Source organism: Blautia sp. AF17-9LB (assembly GCF_003479185.1).
Lineage (GTDB): Bacteria > Bacillota > Clostridia > Lachnospirales > Lachnospiraceae > Fusicatenibacter > Fusicatenibacter saccharivorans.
In genome coordinates this window covers 24,350-48,132 of sequence record NZ_QUGU01000006.1, presented here as the reverse complement: position 1 = coordinate 48,132, position 23,783 = coordinate 24,350, and the positions used below count along the sequence as shown (strand labels likewise).

The window sequence follows — 23,783 nt, the reverse complement described above, 5'->3', positions numbered from 1 at the left end:
AGTTCCCGGAAGCTTTAGATTCCGAAGAACTCCTGTAAAGGGGAGAGATGATTCAAAAATTGTGGTAACGATTCAGAGCCCCATCTCGATTCCGCTTCCGCTGCATCTCGATGTTGCTTCTCGCCATATGAAATTCCAGAAAAATAGCTCATTCATGTAAACATGATTCGCGATTTTTCTTCCATTTCGCATGGCTCTGAATCGTTACAAATTGTGTTTAAAATCAGATACGGGAAACTCCGTCATCGGTATAACGCTCATAGGAAGCGCCTTCGTATCCGACCATGCGGATGCTTTCCTCTTTGATATCCGGTACGGATTCTGCAAAATCGGCAACCGGGATTGCGCAGCCTTTGCGGATGAAGAGCGGAACCTCATTCAGAGCAACTTCTACATAGTGGATACCTTTTGGAAGAACCTCCTGGAACATGTTTCCGTTGCCGAGGAATTTTACAAACATCATTTCTTCCGGCAGATATACGTAACGGCCGATGGCATTCTGGGTGTAAACCGGTGCGATCATGATCTCGTTACCGATCATCAACTGATCTTCTGTATTTCTTGCCAGCTTGTCATCCGGGTAAACGAAGGCAAGCGGTTTGAAGTACATATCATCGTTTAAAGCAGCCTTCATGTACTCGCTGTACAGATACGGAACGAGGCGGTAGCGGACGCCGATGACGTTGCGGAAGTCCTCGATATGCTCAAACTGGTAAGGTTCCTGCTCACGTGTTCCGAGTGCGGCATGGTTTCTCATCAGAGGAGTGAAAACACCAAGTGCCAGCCAGCGGAGCAGCAGGTCTCTTGTGGTATTTGCACCGAATCCGCCGAGGTCGGCTCCGGTATAGAGGAAACCGCACATGTTGAGGGACGGCATCATATTCAGGTTCAGCAGGATGTGTGACCACCACGAGCAGTTGTCTCCGGTCCAGATTCCACCGTAACGGTGCATGCCGATGTAGGAAGAACGGGAGAACATCAGGATTCGCTTATCCGGGGAAATTCGTTCAAAAGCTTCACCGGCAGAACGGGTCATGTTGTAGCCAAACAGATTGTGTACCTTGTCATGGCGGACCTGTTCGCCGTTTACGTTGTGATAGAAGCGTTTATAGTCCTCATGGTTGTTTGCCAGTGCCTGAAGCTTTCCGCCTACCATGTAGTGCGGAACCTCCGGGTCACCTTCCACATATTTCTTTGCAGTCTCCTTGAAATCAGCAAGGCCTTCCTGGGAATAGAAGATGGATGGCTCGTTCATGTCATTCCAGAAGGCATCGATTCCCTTGGAAACGAGAACATCGTATTTGTCACCAAACCATTTTCTGGCATCTGCATTTAAGACATCCGGGAAATGAGTCCAGCCCGGCCATACAGTAGCTTCGAAGTAGGAGCCATCTTCGCGGCGGCAGAAGTAGCCTTTTTCACAGCCCTCTTCGTAAATATCATAACCCTCTTCGACTTTCACACCGGCATCGATGATCGGAACGAGATGGATCTTTTCTTTTTTCATATCCTGTACAAATCCCTCGAAATCCGGGAAACGTTCTTCATTTACGGTGAAGTCCTTGTAATCCTGCATGTAGTCAATATCCATGTAAACCATATCGAGCGGCACATGGTTTTCGCGGTATTTTTTCACTACCGTGCGGAAATCATCCTCTGTTTTGTAGCCCCAGCGGCTCTGACCGTAACCGAAAGCAAACTTCGGAGCAATGTAGCTGCGTCCGATAATGCCACGGAACTGTTTTACGATATCAAGATCGGAATCACCGGTGATCATGTAAACGTAGAGATCTGCGTTTTCGCAGGAAACGGTCATCGTATCGGAAGTTGTGTAGCCGATATCGAAACGCAGGGTGCCCGGATAATCGAAGAAGAATCCTACGTGTGTCTTGCCGGAGATGATGATGAAGTTGTGTGCTGCATACAGAGAGGTTTTGCTCTCTACGTGGTTTGGATCATCAGCGCAGTCACTGATGTAAAGAAAGCCGCGTTTGTTGATACCGCGGTTGGCTTCGCCAAGTCCGAATACCATGTCATCGTCAGCAAGCTTTGTGGTGAAGGAAAAGCCGTTCTCGGTGGAGAAGGTACCGTAATCCGGGTTTCCTTCGGAAGAGGGGATCTCTTTTACAACGGCTTCGGTTTCAAATGGGGTTCCGTAGACAAATTTTTTTACCATGTCATCCTCCTTGTAACATAAATGGAAAATATAGTGTTTTGGTGAGGTTTAGCGCAACACCTTTATAATTTTATTATAACAGGGATCAGGAAAATGTCTAGCAAAAATCATCCTTTTTTTAACCGAATCAAGTAAGTCCCCTGCTTCCATTGCGAAAAGCAATAAGCAGTGGGTGGGGACTTGCTTGTATCAGGAGTGGTACAAGCCACTCCTGATAAGCTGCGAAGCAGCTATTCGGTTATGAGCAAGTAGCGAAGCGGATTGCGAATATCCGCTTTGACCAAAAAAACGCGGTAACTGCGCAGAGTCATGCGAAATGGAAGAAAAATCAGTCTTTTTCGGAAGCTTCGGCTGATGTTTTCTCTTCTGTGCGTTTTCGGAAATCCCGGGGGCTGCAGCTGTAGGTACGAAGGAAGATTTTGGAATAGTAGCTCTGATGATTGAAGCCGCATGCAGTACAAATTTCCGCGATCGACAGTTTCGTATTGTTTAAAAGATGGCAGCTCACCTCCAGGCGGTAATGGTTCAGAAAATCGATCGGACTCTGGTTCAGATAACGACGGAAAATCTGACAGCACTTGTTGCGGCAGACTTTTCCGGCGGCCGCAATTTCGTCGAGATTGATGGACTCGCTGTAGTGGCTGTAAATATAAGACACCATATCACGCTGTACGAGAAGATCCGGCTCCTTCGGTTTTGCGGCCGCCTCATTTGGCATCATCGGATGGCTGCGCAAAAGACGGCACCATAAAAGCGATAAAAGTGCGGCGGCTTCTATTTCATAGGCGGCCGGATGCTCTTTTTTAATGCGGAGAATTTCAGGAAGAAGCTGCAGTGCTTCGGCATCCTCCGGAAACTCTGGTTTTAAATGAAGATATTCCAGAGACGGATTCGAGAGAACTGGTGCAATATACGACTGGTACAGAACACTGTTCGTGATGAAAATTTTGGGATGACACAGAATACGGATAAAATCGCAGTCCTGCCCGTTTTCGGAATATCCGTAGTGCATTTGGCGGGAATTGACCATGAGGGCTTCACCGGTATTTAACAGCACACGTTTTCCATTCATATAATAGTTCATCTGTCCGGAGCGGATATACACCCATTCGATGTCTTCATGCCAGTGGCAAAGTGCCCTGTGATTCGGGTAGGCGGAAAGAAGTCCTTCCCGAATAGAAAGCGGAATGCCGACTTCATCGTAACGGACGATTTCAGATGCATTCCGCATGATTTTTGTTATAGGATCATTGACCATAAAAAGCTCCTCTTTCGTCTTGTTAAAAAATACAATAATTATAAAAATACGGAATATTGTCATTGAAAAAACGCTAAATTCGAGATAATATGATTATAACATATCAATTCATCCGGCAGCAAGAAATTCTGCTTATGAATATGGGATTGAGGTAACGATCGGTGATAATGTATGGCTTGGTGGAAACACGGTTGTTGTGCCGGGGGTACATATCGGAAGTAATGTGGTTATCGGAGCAGGAAGCGTCGTGACAAAAGATATTCCGGACTGGAGCGTTGCCGTGGGAAATCCGTGCCGTGTGGTAAAAAAGATTACAGAAGAAGATAAACAGTATTATTTCAAGGACAGAAAATTTGATGATGAGGCATGGGAGGTCATCAAAGATCTGTAAAAACGAAAAGCTTTCCTGGGCAGTCATGCGATGAAAAAAACTCTGTACCGTATCCATCCGGGAATTTCCGGGGATGTGGTGCAGAGCTTTTTTCGATAGGGGGCAGGAGATTCTGCCGGATTTTGCTATGGCAAAAAAAATGTGAATCCTGTTTTTGGGCAACAAAAAATGCCCAGAGCCGGAATCGAACCAGCGACACGAGGATTTTCAGTCCTCTGCTCTACCAACTGAGCTATCTGGGCATTTGGATTTCCTGTTGGAAACCTTTGTTAATATAACATGAATTCACGAAAATTGCAACTGTTTTGTTGGAAATCGTGAAAAAATTGTGCTTTTGGGGGAATGGCGGTGTATTTTCGTTCGAGAATGTGGTAGTATAAAAGGTATGCAAAGAGGAAGCAAGGAGAAGTATTAAAAAGATTATGAAAATTATTCTGACTGCGGTCAACGCAAAATATATTCATTCCAATCTTGCAGTTTACACGCTGCAGGCGAGCGCGGAGAAAGCCGGTGTGTTCCCGGAGATCCGTGAGTTTACGATCAACCAGTCAAAAGATTCCATGCTGCGGAGTCTGTTTCTGGCGTATGCGGATGTCGTCTGTGTGTCGTGTTATATCTGGAACATATCTATTGTGGAAGATTTGATTACGGAATATCACAAAATCAGCCCGGAAACGAAGATCTGGCTTGGCGGGCCGGAGGTGTCGTACCACGCGGAGGAGATGCTGGAGCAGTATCCGTTCCTTGACGGAATCATGAAGGGTGAGGGCGAAATTACCTTCCGTGAACTGGCAGTGTATTACCAGAATCAGGAGAACGGCACGGAGGGGAAAACGCTTGAAGAGATCCACGGCATTACATACCGTGATGCAGAAGGAGCCATCAAAAGCAACCCGTGGCGTCCGGTCATGGATCTGTCCGAGGTGGATTTTCCGTATGCGAATCTGAAAAAATTCGAGAACCGCATCATTTATTATGAGTCAAGCCGCGGTTGCCCGTTTTCATGCAGTTACTGTCTTTCTTCTATTGATAAGCGGCTTCGGTTCCGAAATCTGGCTCTGGTCAAAAAGGAACTCGCCTTTTTCCTGGAACAGAAAGTACCGCAGGTCAAATTTGTGGACCGTACGTTCAACTGCAAGAAAGACCATGCAATGGCGGTCTGGAAATTTATTGCGGAGCATGACAACGGCGTGACGAATTTCCACTTTGAGATTGCCGCTGATCTGATGACTGAGGAGGAACTGAAACTCTTAAATACCCTGCGTCCGGGGCTGGTACAGCTTGAGATCGGTGTTCAGTCTACGAATCCGCAGACGATCGAGGCGATCCACCGGAAGATGGATTTTGGAAGAGTCACAGAGATTGTAAACCGGATTGCGAAGGGAAGAAACATCCATCAGCATCTCGACCTGATCGCGGGCCTGCCGTATGAGGATTATGACAGTTTCCGCCGTTCGTTTGCGGATGTCTATGCACTGCGTCCGCAGCAGTTACAGCTGGGATTTTTGAAAGTGCTGCGCGGTTCTTTCATGTATGAGCATACCGAGAAATATGACTGTCATTATCAGGAGCGCGAACCATATGAGGTACTGTACACGAAATGGCTGCCGTACGACGATGTGCTGAAGCTCAAAGACGTGGAGGAGATGGTGGAAGTCTACTACAACAGCGGCCAGTTCGTCCACACACTGCCGATGATCGAGCGTCTGTATGAGAACCCGTTCGATTTCTTCCAGGAGCTCGGCGATTTCTACCGGGCAAAGGGCTACAGTGAGGCGGCACATAACCGGATTCAGCGGTATGAAATTCTGCTCGAGTTTTTGCAGGACGAAAAACAGCAGGACGAAGCATTCTTCCGTCAGATGATGGTGCTCGATCTGTATGCGCGTGAAAATATGAAGACACGGCCGCGCTTTGCAAAAGATCCGTCCGAATGGAAAAACGAGTCGCGTGACTTTTATCAGAAAGAAGCCGAAACGAGAACACTTCTGCCATCGTATACGACATACGATTGGAAGCAGCTGCAGCGCATGACGCATGTGGAAGTTTTTGATTACGATGTGCTCGGAAACGGGGAAAAGGCGCGTACGGTACTCCTGTTTGATTATCAGAAGCGCGATCCGCTGACGGGAAATGCGGAGATGATCGACTGCAGTGAGTTTTTTTACGCTTGACATTTCAAAAGAACATGAGATACTAGAAAAGGTAATAAAAGATGAAAATACAAGATTTTGTAGTGCTCGATCTTGAGACAACGGGTCTTTCTGTAAAGGAAGACCAGATTCTGGAGATCGGTGCAGTAAAAGTGCAGGGCGGAGAGGTCACGGCATCGTATGAGACTTTCGTCAATCCGGGCAGAAAAGTGCCGGAGCGGATCACGGAACTCACCGGAATCCGGGATGAGATGATTGCGGATGCGCCCGATGTGGAGACTGCTGTCCGCGGCTTTCTGGATTTCTGCGGCGGCCTGCCGCTTCTGGGGCACAATATTCTGTTCGATTACAGCTTCATCAAGCAGGCAGCGATAAATGCCCGTCTGGACTTTGAAAAAGAAGCGTGGGATACGTTGAAAATTGCACGGAAAGCCCTCCCGGATCTGGAGAGCAGAAGCCTTGAAGCACTCTGCGGCTACTATCAGATCCCGCGGGAACACGCACACCGTGCAATGGACGATGTGCTGGAAACGCTGGCACTGTTCCGAAAACTGGAAGAAGGATTTTCGGAAGATCACCCGGAATGGTTTGCCGCAGCGCCTCTGAAGGCCAAAATGAAACGCGAGGTTCCGGCGACGGAGGCACAGAAAAAATATCTGGCGGACCTGATCCGGTACCATGAGCTGGATCTCGAACCGGAGTGGGGAGCACTCACAAAAAGCCGTGCATCCCGCATGATCGATCAGATTATTCTGGCACATGGAAGAATGGAAAAACGACAGAGAACTGAGAAAAAATAGAAGAGAAAAAGAAAGGATGGAACGATGAGTAATAAAGTCAATCGAAAAGCCCCGACAGAGGCACAGAAAAAGAAGAAAGATCCGCTGGCAAAGAAGAGAAATGCAGCAAAGATGCTGGCATTGATTCTTGCAGTGGTTATGGTGCTTGGTATGGTTCTTCCAGCACTTTTATGGCTGGTGTAAAGAGATTCTGTAAAAGACAGAGTGAAATGGGAAACGGATCAAGAAGAGGCACAGTATGAAAAACAGCAGAAAAATGAGAGGCCTGCTGGTGATGCTTATCGCATTCGCATTCTGCTTTCTGGCAGAACCAGTCAAAGCGGATGACCGGACAGCGCTGGACGGAATCTATGTAGAAGACATTTCCGTCGGCGGTATGACCGAAGAGCAGATCACACAGGCAGTAAACGACAAAATTGAACAGTTAAAACCCTCGGTTATCAACCTGTCTGCCGGAGAGCAGAATGCACAGGTGACAGCAGGGGATCTCGGACTTTCCTGCGCCAACCCGGAGGTGGCAAGAGAAGCCGTCACAATCGGGCAGGAAGGCAATGTACTGAAGCGGTTCCTGACACAGAACCGGCTCAAAAATGGAGAGACGGTGACGTTTTCCCTGAAATATACAGTCGATGGCGAGGCAGCGCGCCAGGCGGTAGAAAACAACACGGCCGTGCTGAACCGCGAGGCAACAGATGCAACGCTGACCCGCGAAAACGGCGAATTTATCGTCAATCCGGGCCAGACCGGATGCAGCGTCAACGTGGATGAGTCCACGGCGAAGGTTGTCAATTACCTGACGACAAGCTGGCGGGGCGGTATCGGCGGCGTAGAACTGGTAACAGAAGAAACACCGGCAGGCGGCAATCCGGAGCAGCTTGCACTTGTCAAAGATCTGCTCGGCGAGGGTATGACGGAGTATGGCAACGGTACGAGCGGCAGAAAACAGAATGTCGCAGTCGGCGCAGAGAAGATTAACGGAACGCTGGTACAGCCGGGCGAGGAATTTTCCGTAGAGGCGGTCGTTGTGCCGTTTGATGCGGAAAATGGTTATGCACTGGCAGCATCGTATGAGATGGGCAAGGTCGTCGATTCGTACGGCGGCGGTATCTGCCAGGTTTCCACAACGCTCTATGTTGCTGTCTTAAAAGCAGAGCTTGAGGTGACGGAGCGGTACAGCCATTCCATGATTGTCCACTATGTGGATCCGTCGATGGATGCGGCGATTGCAGAGGGATTGAAAGACCTGAAATTCATCAACAATACGGATGCGCCGATTTATATTGAGGCGAGCGCGGACGGAAGCACCCTGCATTTTGCCATCTACGGCCATGAGACGAGAGATCCGAACCGCACGGTCCGCTATGAGAGTGAGACGACAAGCACGGAGGATCCGACGCCGGGCCTGACGGAAGATGCGAATGCATCGTTTGGAACAATTGAACAGACATCGTACGGCTATCAGGGTTCGACGGCGCGGCTGTGGAAGATTGTGAATGACAATGGAAATGAGACGAAGGAGCAGGTGAATTCCAGCACTTACCGCATGACATCGGATGTCTATACCGTGGGAACAAAGACGGACAATGCAGCGGCGCGTGCGGAAATGCAGGCGGCGATTGCGGCAAATGATCTTGCAAAAGCAAAGGAAGTTGCAGCGAAATACAGTCAGAGCAGTTCGTCATCGAGTTCTTCGGAGAAGAAGGAAGACAGCAGCGATGATTCGGATTCGGATGGTACGGAAAAGACGGACGACAGCAGCGATACAGAGAAAACGGAGGACGATGAGGACTAGGCGTTTTCTGGTTACAATTCGCTGGGAACCAGTGAACTGTAACATTTTCCGTGAAAAATGGGAAAGCAGAGGGAAAAGGAGTACGGATTCCGTCTGCTTTTTCGTTTGAAACAGGAAGTTCGAGGAGGACAAGGGATGCGAAAGGGTAAATTACAGCAGAGCGTGCTGGTGCGCTCGGTGTTTAAGATGCTGGGGCAGAAAAGAGAGGACGCAGCAGGGCCGGCGGTCGGACGCGGGGTATCGGCACTTGCAGGAGAAAAGGAGACGCAGGTGTTTTCGTGTGCGCCGGTGCTGGTGAAGGATCCGGAGGACGCGGCGCTCGCGGTCTGCCGGGTGTGCAACAGTGTGGCCGCGGCGGGGGCATCGGCAAAAGGAGTGCTGGTGTCGCTGATGCTGCCGGAGGCGATGGAAGAAAAGGATTTAAAGGAGCTGATGCGGGCGGTTGACGGTGCGTGTGTGCGGTATGGAACTGCGGTGATCGGCGGACATACGGAGGTGACGGACGGGGTTTTGTATCCGGTGCTTACCGTGACGGCGGCAGGCGGGACAACGCGTGCGGGGCTGTTTGATCCGTCGTGTGTGACAGCGGATTTGGATCTTGTCGTGACGAAGGGGATTGCGCTTGGCGCGGTGTCTTATCTGGCAAAGACAAGAAGGGATGAACTTCTGACGAGATTTTCTCCGGGATTTATCCATGGGGCGGCGGATTTTTCGGAGGATTACTCTGTCTGCCGTGAGGCGGAGATTGCGATCGAGCACGGTGTGGCTGCGATGCAGGATCTCTCGGAGGGCGGGATTTTCGGGGCGCTCTGGGAGATGGCGGACGGCGCGGGTATCGGGCTTGATGTGGCGCTGAAGAGGATTCCGATCCAGCAGGAGACGGTGGAGATCTGTGAGTTTTTCGGGGTGAATCCGTATCAGATGCTTTCGACGGGGGCGCTGCTGATTGCAGCGGCGGACGGCGAGGGGCTGGTGCAGAAAATGGCACTCGAAGGGATTCCATCGGCGGTGATTGGGCGGACGACATCCGGGAAGGAGAGGATTCTCCGGAACGGGGAAGAGGTCCGGTATCTGGATAAGCCGCAGATGGATGAGATGTACCGGGTTGGCAGATAAGGCTTAAATATACGACAGGAGTGATTGGTAAAATGGCACATTTGAATATTGTTCTTCATGAGCCGGAGATTCCAGCAAATACAGGTAATATCGGACGGACGTGTGTGGCGACGGGGACAAGGCTGCATCTGATTAAGCCGCTGGGGTTTGATATTTCGGACAAGGCGGTGAAACGCGCGGGGCTGGATTACTGGCCGAAGCTGGATGTGACGGTGTATGAGAGTTACGAGGATTTTCTGGAGAGAAATCCGGGGGCGAAGATTTACTATGCGACGACGAAGGGGCCGCAGACGTATGTGGATGTGCAGTATGAAGAGGACTGCTTTATCATGTTCGGAAAGGAAAGCGCGGGGATTCCAGAGGATATTCTGTACAATAATCAGGAGACGGCGGTGCGGATTCCGATGATTAATGATATTCGTTCGCTGAACCTTTCAAATTCCGTGGCGATCGTACTGTACGAGGCACTGCGGCAGAATAACTTTGACCATATGCAGCTCGCGGGGCATTTGCGGACGCATGAGTGGAGGTAGACGGACGGGACTCTGGTGATCGTAGACGGAACTGCATTCTTTTTATAAGGAAGAAGTTAAGATCATTTCCAATTCGGCGAAGACCTGCTCGGCGTAAAGCTGTTTGATTTCGTGGCGGGTCATGCCGGAGACGTTGGTCTGGAAGGTGAAGGTGTGGGCTTGGGTTTTGTATAAAATACAGAAGTACACGACGCCCTGTACGCTGTCAGCGTTGTTGGGGTCGAGATTTCCGGTTGTGCCGGTGATTCCGATGGCGATGGCGGTGTGCAGGTTTTCTTGTACTGTGCGGGCCATGGCTTCGGCGCATTCGGGGGAGTAGACGCCGTGGATTTCGATGACGGAAGGGTCGACGCCGACGAGGACTTTGGTTTCGTTCAGATACGTGACGTAGCCGCCGGGGAAAATGGCGGAGGCGCCTTCGGTGTCGGTGATTAGGGAGGCGATCAGGCCGGAAGTGCAGCTTTCCATGGTGGAAATGGTGGTGTGGGATGCAATGAGCTGTTTGATGATGGAATCAATGGTGTTTGGGTTCATAGTGAAAATTACCTCCAGAGTTAGTTTGATATGTCTGGCAAAAAAGCCCCTCGGCGGAGGGGCTTATTTTGGTGCTTCGCCTTTGGCGAGTGTAAAGATAAATTCGGTACCAACGCCCTCTGTACTGATGACATTGATATTCTGGTTATGCGCAGTGATGATCTCTTTGACGATCGAAAGCCCAAGTCCCGTTCCTTTGCGGTCCTTGCCGCGGGAGGCGTCGAGCTTGTAGAAGCGCTCCCAGATTTTCGTGATGCTTGCCTTTGGAATGCCGCAGCCGGTGTCCTTGACGGAGACGAAGACTTTGCCGTGCTTCTCCGTTGTCTCAACTGTGATGGTGGAATCGTTGTTGCTGAATTTGATTGCATTATCAATGAGATTGTACAGCACCTGCTGGATTTTTCCCATATCGGCGCAGACGTATAAGGTGCGCGATGCGAGGATCAGTGAAATGGAAATCCGCTTTTTCGTGCAGGTTCCCTCAAACGAAGCGGCGGTATCCTTGATGACGGCGTTGATGTCAAACGAGGTCAGATCGAGCATATTCCCTTTATCGTCGATGTCGTTCAGCGTCAGCAGGCTCTGCGTCAGCTTGTGCAGCCGTTCTGTCTCAAACAGAACGATTTTCAGATATTTTTCCTGCATTTCCGGCGGAATCGTTCCGTCAAGGATCGCCTCCACGTAGCCTTTGATCGAGGTCAGCGGTGAGCGGAAGTCGTGAGAGACGTTCGCCACAAATTTCCGCTGGTATTCGCCGGTCTTGTTCAGCTCGCCGGACATGTAGTTCAGCGTGGAAGCGAGATACCCCATCTCATCGTGAGATTTAACATCAATTTTGTGGGTCAGGTTGCCGGAGGCATACTCCTTTGCACCGTTGATGATCTTTTTCAGCGGCCGGTACACGACGAGGGAGAAAAAGATCAGAATCACAAACGAGAGTCCGAACACGAGCAGGAACAGAAAGTCAATCCGTGCCAGCAGACTTTCCCTCTGCTGATAGACGTCCTGCAGCGGAAGGTGGATGGCGACATAGCCATTGATCCGGAAATCGGAGGTGACGGGAACCATGACGCTCAGCATCTTGTCTTCGAAATAGCCGAAAAACGTTCCCGTGCTGTAATATTCGCTGCCGAGCGCAACCGGATCAAAACCGTCGATGATCTCCGGGTTTTCCTCATCGAGTGCAGCTGCCGTGTTCAGCAGAATTTCCCCGTCTGCGCTGATGAGCCAGATCTGGGAATTGTGATAGGAAGCCAGTGCACTGAGCGAATTGTAAAGATCCGTCAGGGAACGCTCACTGTGGTAATAAAGGTCGCCCTGTTTGGAAGCGATCTGCGTGGCCTCCCGGTACAGACTGGTGCTCGCGCTGGAGACCAGACTGTCCTCCACCATGCGGGAGCCGACCGTTGAGATCAGCGTAAAGCCGGCAATGGCGAGAATGACATAAATGAGAATTAATTTCCGGTAAAGCGTGCGTCGCATTATTTTTTAACCTCAAACTTGTAACCGATGCCCCAGACCGTCGTGATGGCCCAGGAGGCATGGTCCTTGATTTTTTCGCGGAGACGTTTGATATGAACGTCTACCGTGCGGGTATCGCCGATGTACTCATAGCCCCAGATATGGTCGAGGAGCTGTTCTCGCGTAAAGACCTGGTTTGGTGAGGAAGCAAGGAAGTAGAGAAGCTCCAGTTCCTTCGGCGGCATATCGACGGTGCGGCCCTGGTAAATGACGGAATAGTTCGTCTGGTTGATGATAAGATCCGGGTACTCGACACATTTTCCTGCGGTCGCGGACACCGGGATCGTGCGTGATGGCTGAAATCTCCGCAGCACTGCTTTCACACGGGCAACGAGCTCCTTGGAATCAAATGGTTTGATGATGTAGTCATCCGCGCCGAGTTCCAGGCCGAGGACTTTGTCGAACACCTCGCCCTTTGCCGAGAGCATGATGATCGGAACATCGGAATCGTGCCGGATTTCGCGGCAGACCTGGTAGCCGTCCATGCCGGGCAGCATCAGGTCGAGCAGAATCAGGTTCGGCTGGAAGGAGTGAAACTCCCGGACAGCCTCTTCTCCATCGTTTACAATTTTTGTGTCATAGCATTCCTTGGTCAGATAGAGAGAAATCAGTTCTGCGATATTGTTATCGTCATCGACGATCAGAATTTTCTGTTTGGAAGCCATAAAAGATTCTCCTTCACTGGGGACAGGACGGAACCGCATACAGTATGCGTTCCGTCCCATATTTTCCTGAGTTTTTATTTCTTAAACGTAACAATCGTAACGCCGGCATCGCCCTCGCCGAATTCCGCTAAATGGAAGTCCGCTACGTGTTTCTGGCGGCGCAGATAATTGTGAATGCCTTTCCGCAGTGCGCCCGTTCCTTTTCCGTGGACAACGCGGACACTCGGCAGATGGGAGAGATAAGCGTCATCGAGATATTTGTCGAGTTCGGCAACCGCTTCATCCACCGTTTTTCCGAGCAGATTGATCTCGGTAGAAATCGTGGCAGCCTTGGAAAGCTTCGATTTTCCGCTGCTTGTGCGGGAGATGGACGGGCCGGTGATGACAGCCTCGTCGATCAGCACAAGGTCGGAGATATGCACTTTGGTCCGCATGATACCCATCTGGACGAAGAGATTTCCCTTCGAATCCGGGCGGGTGCTGACAGTACCTTTGAGATTCATGCTTAAGACTTTGACGGCATCGCCGAGATGAAGATCCTGCGGGCGGAGATTTCCGGTGCGCTTCGGTACTTCCTTCGCCTTTTTCTTATCGAGCTTGTTCATCTTTTCACGCAGAGCGGTACGTTTCTGCTCCATTTCGCGGACGGAAACATTCTCTTTTCCAAATTTCTGGAAATCGCGCATCGTCTGGTCGGCGTATTCCTTCGCCTCGCGGAGAATTCTCTGTGCCTCCTCGGTTGCATTGGAGATCATCTTTTCTTTTCTTGCGTCGATCTGTTCCTGATTCTTGGCAAGGCTCTGCTTCAGGGATTCGACTTCCGCGCGGGTGCGGGCAAGCTCTTCTTTTTCGCGTTCCAGCGTGATCCGGTTCTGCTCGAGAGTGGTCAGAACGTCTTCAAACGATTCATCCTGCTCGCTGATTTCGTCTTTTGCCTTGTTGATGATGTAGTCCGGCAGGCCGAGTTTGCTGGAAATCGCAAACGCATTACTCTTTCCAGGAACGCCGACGAGCAGGCGGTATGTCGGGCTTAAAGTCTCGACATCGAATTCACAGCAGGCATTCTCCACGCCCGGTGTGGATAAGGCATAGATTTTCAGTTCACTGTAGTGTGTCGTTGCCATGGTGCGGATGCCGCGCTCGTGGAGCGTAGAGAGGATCGCGATGGCAAGCGCCGCGCCCTCTGTCGGGTCGGTACCGGCGCCGAGCTCATCGAACAGGACGAGGGAATTGCGGTCTGCCTTGTCGAGGAAGGAAACCACATTCGTCATGTGGGAGGAGAAGGTACTCAACGACTGCTCGATGCTCTGCTCATCACCGATATCGGCGTAAACCTCGTCGAAAACGGAAAGGGAGGAGCGGTCGAGTGCCGGAATGTGAAGTCCGGACTGGCCCATCAGTGTTAAGAGTCCGACCGTCTTTAAGGAAACCGTTTTACCGCCGGTATTCGGTCCTGTGACGATCAGAAGGTCGAAATCTTCGCCGAGCGACAGATCAATCGGAACGACTTTTTTCGCATTGATCAGCGGGTGGCGTGCCTTGCGCAGGTGGATTTTACCTTCAGTGTTGAAGATCGGCTCATTGGCGTTCTGCTCCATTGCAAGAGCGGCGCGCGCGAAGATGAAGTCAAGCTCTACCATGTTTTCGAGGTCGTAACGGATCTCATCGCGGTGCAGGTCTGCCTGGGCACTCAACGTAGAGAGGATGACCTCGATTTCTTTTGCTTCTTCAATTTCCAGCTCACGGATATCGTTGTTCAGTTTGACAACGGCCATCGGCTCGACAAAGAAGGTGGAACCGGTCGAGGACTGGTCATGTACCATGCCAGGAACCTGGCCTTTGTACTCGGATTTGATCGGGATACAGTAGCGGCCGTCGCGCATCGTGATGACGGCATCCTGCAGATACGTGCGGTAGGAACCGTTGACGAGCGAGATTAACTGGCTGTGGATTTTTTCCTCACACGATTTGATGGAACGACGGATGCGGCGTAGATTCGGGCTTGCATCATCGCTGATTTCATCCTCGGAGAGAATACAGCGGCGGATTTCCGTGGAAAGCAGCGTCAGAGGCTCCAGTGTTTCGAAGAGATCTTCGAGGCTGTCCGGCGTCTGGTCCGCATTTTCGCGGCGGCCGTACGCTTTGACGCGTGCCGTGTTTTCCAGAAGTGCGGCGGTCTGCAGAAGCTCCGTGATGTTCATGGAGCTGCCGATTTCGAGACGCTTTAATGCGCCGCGGATATCTTTGGCATCACCAAAGGAAATGTGGCCTTTTTTAAAGAGCCGGGTGAGCGCGTCGTGTGTCTCGTGCTGCATCCGCGTAATCTGGGAGAGGGAAGAAGAAGGAACGAGCTCCAGACATTTCTTCCGGCCCAGCGGAGAACTGGCATACGAAGCCAGTTGTTCGATAATTTTGTCGTATTCGAGCGTTTTTAATGCTTTCTGATTCATAATACTTACCTTTTCGTAATTCATAATTCAGTCATTGTCTACAGATAACGCGGTATTTTTGATACAATACCGCACGGATCTGATGTTACAGTTCACAGGTACCCTGCGAACTGTAACATTCGCAGCCCTCATTTAAAGTTTTGCTTCGCAAAAGGAGGGCTGCTCACACCTGAATCACTTTCTTACGCAGCGAAACAGCAAGTGTTTCGCTGCTGAGTGAACAGTAGCGATCTGATTATATATCTGCACGGGAAGTACAGACCGGAAGTGGAATGTGGGTCACAGGTTTTTCCACTCCCCCAATTATACCTTAAAAAAGAAAAGAAAGAAACCCCAAGAACGAGAAAATGCAGGATGTTGCGCAAATGAGAAAAAAATGTAACAGTCTTCATAAAATGTTCATATCTATCTGGTAAAGTTTTTTATATATGTGAAGATTGCGGAAGCGCATATGCGCAGAGCAGTTCGGTATGGAATACAGATGTATGGAGAAAGAAATGTATGGAAAATGACCCAAAACCTTACAAATTCATGAAAGAGAGCATCAAAAAGCAGCCGCCCGACTGGAAAAAGATTGTTCTTCTGATTGCCGGATGGCTGGCACTTGCGGCGCTTGGCGGTCTGGTTGCGGCCGCGGTATTTGCGGTGACAGAGCCAAAGATTGCAGAAGCAGTTACCAGGGAAGAGCTGCCGGCGAAAGTGGATATCCCGGGAGATGAGGATCCAAACAGCGGACAGGAGCCGGATGAGACAATTACCGCATCTTCGGCGAGTGCGTCGGTAGACAGCAGCGGCTCCGGTTCGGAAATCAGCAGTTCTACAGTGGATAGCAGTACTTCAGAAAGCAGTGTATCCGAAAGTACGGTTTCCGAAAGCACAGAGGAGAATGGAGCGGCAGAGGGAACGGAAAGCAGCACTTCCGAAGAGCCGGAGGAGGGCAGCGAGGTTTCCAGTGTCGATGGGGAAACGGATGCGGAGGAAAAGGACAGCAGCCTGAAAAATTATGAAGCGCTCTACCAGGATATGCTGGAAGTAACGGAAAAACCAAAACGAGCGCTGGTTACCGTCATCGGCATTACCAATCAGATGGACTATTTTAACCAGAACTATGAAAACCAGCAGCAGATTTCCGGTCTGATTGTTGCGGACAACGGGCAGGATCTCTTTATTCTGACGGAATACCGCATCGTGGAAAATGTGGAGCGGATTCAGGTCACCTTCTGGGACGAGACGATGGTGGATGCCACATACCAGCGCCACGATCCGAGCACCGGCCTTACGATTGTGAAGGTGGATGAATCGAAGCTGGATGAGGAAACACGGGACGGTCTTGCGGTTGCGCCGCTCGGCAGTTCGTATCTCGTCAGCCAGGGTGACCCGGTCGTGGCTGTCGGAAGCCCGGTCGGCTACAGCAATTCGATTGCGTATGGTGTGGTGACTTCGGTTACGAACAAGATTTCCGCGCTGGACAATGAGTACAATCTGCTGACCACCGACATCCTCGGCAGCACGGACGGCAGCGGCATTCTGGTAAATCTTGACGGCGAAATCGTCGGCATTATTGCGCAGAGTTACAGTGCCAAGGGAAACAACGTGGTGACGGGCATTGCGATTTCCCAGATCAAAAAGCTGATCGAAAATCTTTCCAACAACGTGAGCCGCGCGTATATCGGCATCCGCGGACAGGATGTCACAGAAGAACTTTCCGATAAAACCGGCATTCCAAAAGGCGTTCTCATCAGCCGCGTCGCAGACGATTCTCCGGCGATGATGGCGGGCATGAAAGAGTACGATGTGATTGTAAAGGTCGGGGAGCACAAGGTTGAGACGATCAAACAGTACCATGAACAGCTTGGCAAATACAGCACAGGAGACGTGGTTACCGTGACGGCGATGCGGAAAGGCGCTGAAGGGTATGCGGAGATGACGTTTGATGTGACGATGGGGGAAGTATAAAAAACAGAGGCTTTCGGGAGCAGAAAAAGCCGGTTTTAGCCGGTGGGGCTTCCGGAAGCTTTTCTTTTCGAATGGTTTTCCACTGGCGGATGAAAAAATACGTGCATTCTGCAGGAAAATCTGGTAGAATTGGTAAGGCATGCAGGAGCACAGGCTTTGCATCATAAAAACGGCATCATAGAAACAAAAACGGAACACTGTGTCCGCATTTATTTTAGAAAAAGAGGATTTATTTTTATGAAGTATATCAACGAACTCCGGGAAGGAAACCGCATTTCCGGAATTTATCTCTGCAAACATAAACAGTCGGCTGTTACCAAAAACGGAAAACAGTACGAAAACGTGATCTTACAGGATAAAACCGGTACGATCGATGCGAAAATCTGGGATCCGAATTCTATGGGAATCCGTGAATTTGAAGCACTGGATTATGTAGATATTATGGGAGATGTTTCCAGTTTCAATGGAGCACTTCAGGTTTCCATTAAAAATGCAAGAAAAGCGGAAGAGGGCGAATATAATCCGGCGGACTATCTGCCGACGAGCCGTTACGACATCAATACGATGTATCAGGAGCTGCTCTCCTGGATCGGAACGGTGAAAAATCAGTATCTCTCCGAACTGCTGACGTATTATTTTATCCAGGATCAGGAGACCGCAAAACGGTTCCGCATGAGCTCTGCAGCAAAAAGCGTGCATCACGGATTCGTCGGCGGCCTTTTAGAGCATACGTTAAGTGTCACCCGTTTCTGCGATTTTATGGTAAAATCGTATCCGATTCTGAACCGCGATCTGCTGATTACGGCAGCAATTCTGCACGATATCGGAAAGACGAAAGAACTCTCCTTATTCCCGCAGAACGATTACACCAATGACGGACAGCTGCTCGGCCACATCATGATCGGTGCGGAGATGGTACACGATGCGGCGCAGAAGATCGACGGTTTCCCACAGGAACTCGAGAATCAGTTAAAGCACTGCATTCTGGCGCACCACGGCGAGCTGGAATACGGTTCCCCGAAAAAACCGGCAATGGTAGAGGCGGTAGCGCTGAACCTGGCGGACAATGCCGATGCCAAAATGGAAACCCTGACCGAGCTGTTTGACGCAGCGCCGGCCGGCAATGAGTGGCTTGGCTACAACCGGTTCTTTGAGTCCAACATCCGCAGAACAGGAGACTTTTCATGAGCTATCAGAAAAATGATGTACTGACGGTGAAAATTGAAGATATGGGACACGACGGAGAGGGTATAGGCAAATGCGAGGGCTATACCCTCTTTGTCAAGGACACCGTCATCGGCGATCTTGCCGAGGTAAAAGTGATCAAAGCAAAGAAAAATTACGGCTACGCGCGCCTGATGCGCCTGATCGAGCCGTCCGCGCACCGCGTCGAGCCGGTCTGCCCGGTTGCACGTCCGTGCGGCGGATGCCAGTTGCAGATGCTCGACTATGCGGAGCAGCTTCGCTTTAAGGAGAAGAAAATCGCCGGAAATCTCCAGCGCATCGGCGGCATGGCGGAGATCCCGATGGAGCCGATCGTGGGGATGGAAAATCCGTTCCGCTATCGAAACAAAGCCCAGTTTCCGATCGGGCAGGATAGAAATGGAAAGCTGATTACGGGATTTTATGCGGGAAGAACGCATCAGATCATGGAAAACCGGAACTGTTATCTCGGCGTGGAGCAGAACGAGGAGATTCTGAACCGCATTCTTGCCTGGATGGAGGAGAACGGCGTTCCGGCATACAACGAGGAGACCGGCAAAGGCCTGGTGCGCCATGTGCTGATCCGGTTTGGATTTATGACGAAAGAGATTATGGTCTGTCTCGTTGTGAACGGAAAGAAACTGCCGGCCGAGGAGAAACTCATCAAATCGCTGACAGAACTCGAAGGCATGACAAGCATTACCCTAAGCGTAAACCGTGAGCGGACCAATGTGATCATGGGAAAAGAAATCCGCTGCCTGTGGGGACAGGGGTATATCACCGACTATATTGGAACCGTAAAATATCGGATCTCCCCGCTGTCCTTCTACCAGGTCAACCCGGCGCAGACGGAAAAACTGTACGGTCTTGCCCTGGAATACGCAGACCTCACCGGAAATGAGACGGTCTGGGATCTCTACTGCGGCATCGGAACGATTTCCCTGTTCCTCGCGCAGAAAGCCAAAAAAGTCTACGGTGTCGAAATCGTCCCGGAGGCAATCGCGGATGCGAAGAACAATGCGAAAATTAACGAGATCGAAAACGCTGAATTTTTCGTTGGAAAATCGGAAGAGATTCTTCCGGCCTACTACGAACAGTACGCCAAAGACCACCCGGGCGAACACGCCCACGCGGACGTCATCGTCGTCGATCCGCCGAGAAAAGGCTGCGAAGAAAACCTCCTCCACACCATGGCCAGCATGCAGCCGGACCGCATCGTGTATGTATCCTGCGATTCCGCAACGCTGGCACGAGATGTGAAGGTGCTTGGGGAGCTGGGGTATGAAGTAAAGAAAGTCCGAGGGGTTGACCAATTCCCGATGACGTGCCATGTGGAGTGCGTGGTTGCACTACATCGGGTCGATATGTAAGAATCCTTGATTTGCGCGAAGGCAACGAGGAGAGTTCCGAAGAAATAACTGGCTGTAAAGCCAGTGTTTATGCGGAATTCGACGACTGCCCGCGAGTCGGGAAGTTTGTAAAACTTCTCGACTTCCGGCACTTTGAGCGACATATGATGTTCTCACAGAGTGATAGAAAAACCTACAAAAAAGCAATTTCAGACGGTGTGAATGTCTCAGTCGTATTGGATGTGGGGTGTGGAAACACATAAAAGTACAATTAATATTTTGAAGTTATTCAATAGAATACGAAGCGTGAAAGACCGTTCATTTTCAAGTAATTGGAGATGAGCGGTCTTTTTCTGTTTGCAGATAACATTGACGTAACTGAGTAGAAGTTATTCTACCGGAAGAACGGAGGTTGTAATGGAAGAGATAAAGAGTATCAGAATAAGCGAGTTAAAGGACTTTAAGAACCATCCTTTTCATGTGCAGCAGGACATAGAGCTGTGTGCCCTTATGAAAAGTATTGAAGATGAGGGTGTGATTGTACCTTTGCTTGTAAGACCGAATCCTGACGGAGAAGGTTATGAAGTGATTGCAGGACACAGACGAAAGGCAGATGCCGGCTGGGCTGGTCTTGCGGAGGTTCCGGCAGTTATAAGAGAATTGGATGATGATCAGGCGATAGTGGCGATGGTAGATTCTGTGCGCCCGTAAGGCGTTTGGGGTGGACACCCAAGCGACGTGGGTCATTATGATTTTGTTTTGAGAAAACAATAAGAAAAATTATCAAGTGTGAAGAACACAGTCTTATCGCCAACAACTAACCTTGAATGGAAACATAAAGGGGACAACAGCACGTTTGTAAAGGCACAAGTCAACAAAGCTTCCAAGTTGCGACTGAGTGTCGAGGTGAAAGGTACTATATGAGGATGAAAGCTAAACTGCTTGAAGGAAAGTCAGAGGCTAGAGCTAACCATCTCCGCACCGAAGGGAAGATGTTACGGTGATGTATTGGCAGATTAGTATTTTGCTGTCTGCAATCTGCGTGATAATCAATGCAAGCTAGCCATAGGTTCATTTGAGGATGCATCTGAAATCAAGGAAAAATTCAGAGTATTTCTCGAGGATACTCTGCATCTTGAGATGTCCGAAAAAAAGACCAAGATAACACATAGTCAAGATAAAGCAAGATTTCTTGGATATGATATCACCACCGCAAAGAACTCAGCGCTTATGCAATCATCAGGGCATACAGAAATGCCTATTCAGGCGGTTGGACAGGAACAACCTGTGCCTGACGATAAGGGTGCTTCTGGGAATATGGATTACACAGAGGAGGATGTGAAGAAGTATCAGATGGATCCTGATATCAATGAGTTGCTGGATTTCAGTTTTTGCGGGGAATGACAGCAGAAGGCTACAAAACATTTATAAATGGAAGTGTTATGGCATCATTTATGGAAGGAATTGTAGCCTCAATTTTAGAAGAAAAAAGTGGTGCCGGATACGGCACGAATTGTAGCCAATTAAATACAGTTATCAGCGTAATTGAAGCCATGTATCTTTGCGAAGGTATGTGGCTTTTTCCTTTTTGCGCTGAGGATAGATTTTTTAACCAGCCCTCGTGCATTTATGCGAGGGCTAAGCCTCGCAGAGCGAAATACACCCATCGCACAAAACTTCGTTTTGTACTCTGTGTATTTCGCCCTTGCAGGGGGCTATCACGCCGGATACGGCGGTGGGTTCGTAAACGGACACCTATATGTCCACTCACATTGGCATTAGAAGTGAAAGAAAGAGTTGCAGGAGCAGATTGCTGTATTGGATAGAAAAGCAGGGAGGATGAAATCAGAGCTTTCAAATGTGCTTCAGGATGCAGACTATGCAAATGCTTCGGAGTTTTATACCGAGCTATTCATGGTTCGTGAGGAGAGGCAAAGGTATGAAGAGGCTTGTAAGGAATGGCAGCAGAAGTGTGTTGAGGTGGAACTTGTAGCGGTGAAGGATAGTAAGTATTTTGGGGACGTAATTCCGATTAGCAGGAATAGAGGGCGATAAAGTAAGGCGATGCTATTAGTGAATCTGATAGCATCTGTGTAACTACATAGTGACAATTTTGCATCTTCGAAGTGGTAGTCTATGCAAAATATCATCGAATTGGATGAAAAAGGAGAGAATTACCGCATCCTTTGGGGTCTGGTAAACGGAGGCAGACCGACCAGTGAGCTGCCGAGTCACCTGATGAACCATGAAGTGAAAAAAGGCGTTACCAATGTTTATCATGCACATACCACGAATGTGATCGCACTGACATTTGTACTGCCGTTGGAGGATAAAGTATTTACTAGAGAACTCTGGGAGATGGCGACCGAGTGCCCGGTTGTATTTCCTTCCGGAATCGGTGTAGTAGGATGGATGGTGCCGGGCGGCCGTGAGATCGCAGTGGCGACAAGTGCCCTGATGAAAGAATATGATGTGGCAATCTGGGCGCATCACGGCATGTTCTGCTCAGGGGAAGACTTTGATCTTACATTCGGATTAATGCACACCGTAGAGAAATCCGCGGAAATCCTTGTAAAGATGCTGTCCATGAGACCGGATAAAAGACAGACAATCTCACCTCAGAATTTCAGAGATTTGGCGAAAGATTTTAAAGTAACTTTACCGGAAAAGTTTCTATATGGCAAATAATGTACATATCACATATTTGGCGTATCAGAAGCATGAAGCATGTTTCGATATTCCATAGGCGTACATCCGTATTTCTTGCGGAACAGCTGAAAGAAAAAGCTGGTATTCTGATATCCGACGGCAAGGCTGATATCATTTGTGGAAAGTGCGGTGCTCCTTAACAATTTTGCCGCCTGAGAGAGCCGGTGTGTCTGGACCAGCTCTTTGTAAGTGGTTCCGGTATGCTGGCGTATGTAGGCAGAGAGATAGTTTGGGTGCATATTAAAAAACTCAGCTGTAGAAGAAAGGGTACAGTCCGCAAAGTTTGTTTCGATATATCGGAGTATGGTATAAATCTGATCCACAGAGGCGTGATCTAGAACCATACCGTGCTGGAACAGATTGATCATCTCGCAGGTAATCAGCGTAAAAAGACTGTCTAAAAAAGGTCCGGATGTTACGGACGGAGAATAAAATTCACAGAGAAACTGGTTGGCAAGATCTGCCAGCCGGTTTTGTTTTTGTTCCGGGGAAAAGACAATATACATGCTTTCCTGCATCGTGGTGTTCAGAGCCTCAATGAAAAAGTGTGTAAGGTAATTATCCTGAGACAGGCGTTCAAAAAAAGTACCGTTCAGATATTCGCGCGTCAGCAGAAAATTGATGATAATATCATTTTCTGAACATCTTTTGACAGAATGAGGTGCATTCTGGCTGATCAGAACCATCTGCCCGGCTTTTAGCCTGAATGTAGTCTTATTTATCGTCATTGTGCAGGAACCAGAATAAATATAACTCAACTCCAGCCACTCATGGATATGCAGAGGTACGTTTTCAAAACGATCCTGTTTTACAACAGCGAAGTTGTAATAACTCGGAAGCACTTTCTTTGAAAGAAATAAAGAACGCAGATCTTCAAGGTTCGTATCAAAACGGTAACAGGGTGTATCAAACTTACCTCTGGCAACAGGAAATTGTGAATAATCTTTCTTTACACCATTCAGACGCTGGGTTTCTTCGGTAGTGTGCTGCTTCAGAAATTGATTCAATGCAGATAATGTCATCATATATAATCTCTCCTTTTCGAGATATGAATGAACTGTGATTATAGTCATCAGCAGTTTATTTAACCTGTCTAAAATATACCATATTGGGGGCAAAGGTGTACAGAGTAATATCGGATATTTATTAAGTTTGGTCGGTAAATCACTTATGTTTC

19 protein-coding genes, 1 tRNA gene and 2 pseudogenes are annotated in these 23,783 nt (G+C 49.4%); 14 read left to right on the top strand and 8 right to left on the bottom strand.

The window, feature by feature from the left end; translation table 11 throughout:
• Positions 1-223: 223 nt before the first annotated feature.
• Positions 224-2,176 (bottom strand): glycoside hydrolase family 31 protein, encoded by a 1,953-nt coding sequence (locus tag DWX00_RS07900; RefSeq protein WP_118594977.1) that lies wholly within the window; start codon positions 2,174-2,176, stop codon positions 224-226.
• A gap of 328 nt (positions 2,177-2,504) precedes the next feature.
• Entirely contained in the window at positions 2,505-3,434 is a 930-nt protein-coding gene (locus tag DWX00_RS07895) for an AraC family transcriptional regulator (protein WP_118594976.1), read from the bottom strand.
• Positions 3,435-3,540: 106 nt separating this feature from the next.
• Between DWX00_RS07895 and DWX00_RS07890 the strand changes: the two are divergent.
• Positions 3,541-3,825, top strand: a pseudogene (locus tag DWX00_RS07890) (DapH/DapD/GlmU-related protein); the annotation flags it as partial.
• A gap of 169 nt (positions 3,826-3,994) precedes the next feature.
• On the opposite strand, the gene DWX00_RS07885 reads toward DWX00_RS07890, so the two are convergent.
• A tRNA-Phe gene (locus DWX00_RS07885) sits at positions 3,995-4,067 on the bottom strand.
• Between the two features lie 180 nt (positions 4,068-4,247).
• Here DWX00_RS07885 and DWX00_RS07880 point away from each other — a divergent pair.
• The 6 genes from DWX00_RS07880 (at position 4,248) to trmL (ending at position 10,219) form a co-directional block, all read left to right on the top strand.
• Entirely contained in the window at positions 4,248-5,999 is a 1,752-nt protein-coding gene (locus DWX00_RS07880; RefSeq protein WP_118594974.1) for a B12-binding domain-containing radical SAM protein, read from the top strand.
• Between the two features lie 41 nt (positions 6,000-6,040).
• The gene (locus tag DWX00_RS07875) at positions 6,041-6,778 is read left to right on the top strand and encodes a 3'-5' exonuclease (RefSeq protein ID WP_055227996.1); all 738 of its coding nucleotides are present in this window, start codon (positions 6,041-6,043) and stop codon (positions 6,776-6,778) included.
• A gap of 24 nt (positions 6,779-6,802) precedes the next feature.
• A complete protein-coding gene (locus tag DWX00_RS19615; RefSeq protein ID WP_156327578.1) occupies positions 6,803-6,961 on the top strand; it encodes a hypothetical protein in 159 nt (52 codons plus the stop codon).
• 55 nt (positions 6,962-7,016) lie between these two features.
• Complete coding sequence (locus DWX00_RS07870) at positions 7,017-8,570, top strand: VanW family protein (protein WP_055227997.1); 1,554 nt, start codon at positions 7,017-7,019, stop codon at positions 8,568-8,570.
• A gap of 135 nt (positions 8,571-8,705) precedes the next feature.
• Complete coding sequence (locus DWX00_RS07865) at positions 8,706-9,686, top strand: AIR synthase-related protein (RefSeq protein WP_055227998.1); 981 nt, start codon at positions 8,706-8,708, stop codon at positions 9,684-9,686.
• A 32-nt stretch (positions 9,687-9,718) separates the two neighbouring features.
• Positions 9,719-10,219 (top strand): tRNA (uridine(34)/cytosine(34)/5-carboxymethylaminomethyluridine(34)-2'-O)-methyltransferase TrmL, encoded by a 501-nt coding sequence (gene trmL / locus DWX00_RS07860; RefSeq protein ID WP_055266343.1) that lies wholly within the window; start codon positions 9,719-9,721, stop codon positions 10,217-10,219.
• Positions 10,220-10,261: 42 nt separating this feature from the next.
• Here the strand turns inward: trmL and DWX00_RS07855 are convergent, their stop codons facing one another.
• The 4 genes from DWX00_RS07855 to DWX00_RS07840 all read right to left on the bottom strand — a co-directional run bounded on the left by DWX00_RS07855 (position 10,262) and on the right by DWX00_RS07840 (position 15,389).
• Positions 10,262-10,753 (bottom strand): CinA family protein, encoded by a 492-nt coding sequence (locus DWX00_RS07855; protein WP_055228000.1) that lies wholly within the window; start codon positions 10,751-10,753, stop codon positions 10,262-10,264.
• A 63-nt stretch (positions 10,754-10,816) separates the two neighbouring features.
• On the bottom strand, positions 10,817-12,235 hold the full coding sequence (locus DWX00_RS07850; protein WP_022461606.1) for a sensor histidine kinase: 1,419 nt from the start codon (positions 12,233-12,235) through the stop codon (positions 10,817-10,819).
• Positions 12,235-12,939, bottom strand: coding sequence for a response regulator transcription factor (locus DWX00_RS07845; protein ID WP_022461607.1), 705 nt, complete (start codon positions 12,937-12,939; stop codon positions 12,235-12,237). The genes DWX00_RS07850 and DWX00_RS07845 overlap by 1 nt, the downstream gene beginning before the upstream one ends.
• A gap of 74 nt (positions 12,940-13,013) precedes the next feature.
• On the bottom strand, positions 13,014-15,389 hold the full coding sequence (locus tag DWX00_RS07840; RefSeq protein WP_055220632.1) for an endonuclease MutS2: 2,376 nt from the start codon (positions 15,387-15,389) through the stop codon (positions 13,014-13,016).
• A gap of 501 nt (positions 15,390-15,890) precedes the next feature.
• Between DWX00_RS07840 and DWX00_RS07835 the strand changes: the two genes are divergently transcribed.
• The 7 genes and pseudogenes from DWX00_RS07835 to rhaD all read left to right on the top strand — a co-directional run.
• Positions 15,891-17,345: a S1C family serine protease gene (locus tag DWX00_RS07835; protein WP_118594970.1), complete on the top strand. Its 1,455-nt coding sequence runs from the start codon at positions 15,891-15,893 to the stop codon at positions 17,343-17,345.
• Between the two features lie 237 nt (positions 17,346-17,582).
• Entirely contained in the window at positions 17,583-18,533 is a 951-nt protein-coding gene (locus DWX00_RS07830) for a 3'-5' exoribonuclease YhaM family protein (RefSeq protein ID WP_055228015.1), read from the top strand.
• Positions 18,530-19,918 (top strand): 23S rRNA (uracil(1939)-C(5))-methyltransferase RlmD, encoded by a 1,389-nt coding sequence (gene rlmD, locus DWX00_RS07825; RefSeq protein WP_118594968.1) that lies wholly within the window; start codon positions 18,530-18,532, stop codon positions 19,916-19,918. Before DWX00_RS07830 ends, rlmD begins: the two co-directional genes overlap by 4 nt.
• A 396-nt stretch (positions 19,919-20,314) precedes the next feature.
• Complete coding sequence (locus DWX00_RS07815; protein WP_055267517.1) at positions 20,315-20,608, top strand: ParB N-terminal domain-containing protein; 294 nt, start codon at positions 20,315-20,317, stop codon at positions 20,606-20,608.
• A gap of 429 nt (positions 20,609-21,037) precedes the next feature.
• Positions 21,038-21,301, top strand: coding sequence for a hypothetical protein (locus tag DWX00_RS20080; protein ID WP_055267519.1), 264 nt, complete (start codon positions 21,038-21,040; stop codon positions 21,299-21,301).
• 414 nt (positions 21,302-21,715) lie between these two features.
• The gene (locus DWX00_RS07805; RefSeq protein ID WP_118700810.1) at positions 21,716-21,952 is read left to right on the top strand and encodes a hypothetical protein; all 237 of its coding nucleotides are present in this window, start codon (positions 21,716-21,718) and stop codon (positions 21,950-21,952) included.
• A 90-nt stretch (positions 21,953-22,042) separates the two neighbouring features.
• Positions 22,043-22,585, top strand: a pseudogene (gene rhaD / locus DWX00_RS07800) (rhamnulose-1-phosphate aldolase); the annotation flags it as partial.
• Positions 22,586-22,593: 8 nt separating this feature from the next.
• On the opposite strand, the gene DWX00_RS07795 reads toward rhaD, so the two are convergent.
• Positions 22,594-23,631, bottom strand: coding sequence for an AraC family transcriptional regulator (locus tag DWX00_RS07795; protein ID WP_158565064.1), 1,038 nt, complete (start codon positions 23,629-23,631; stop codon positions 22,594-22,596).
• Positions 23,632-23,783: the final 152 nt, after the last annotated feature.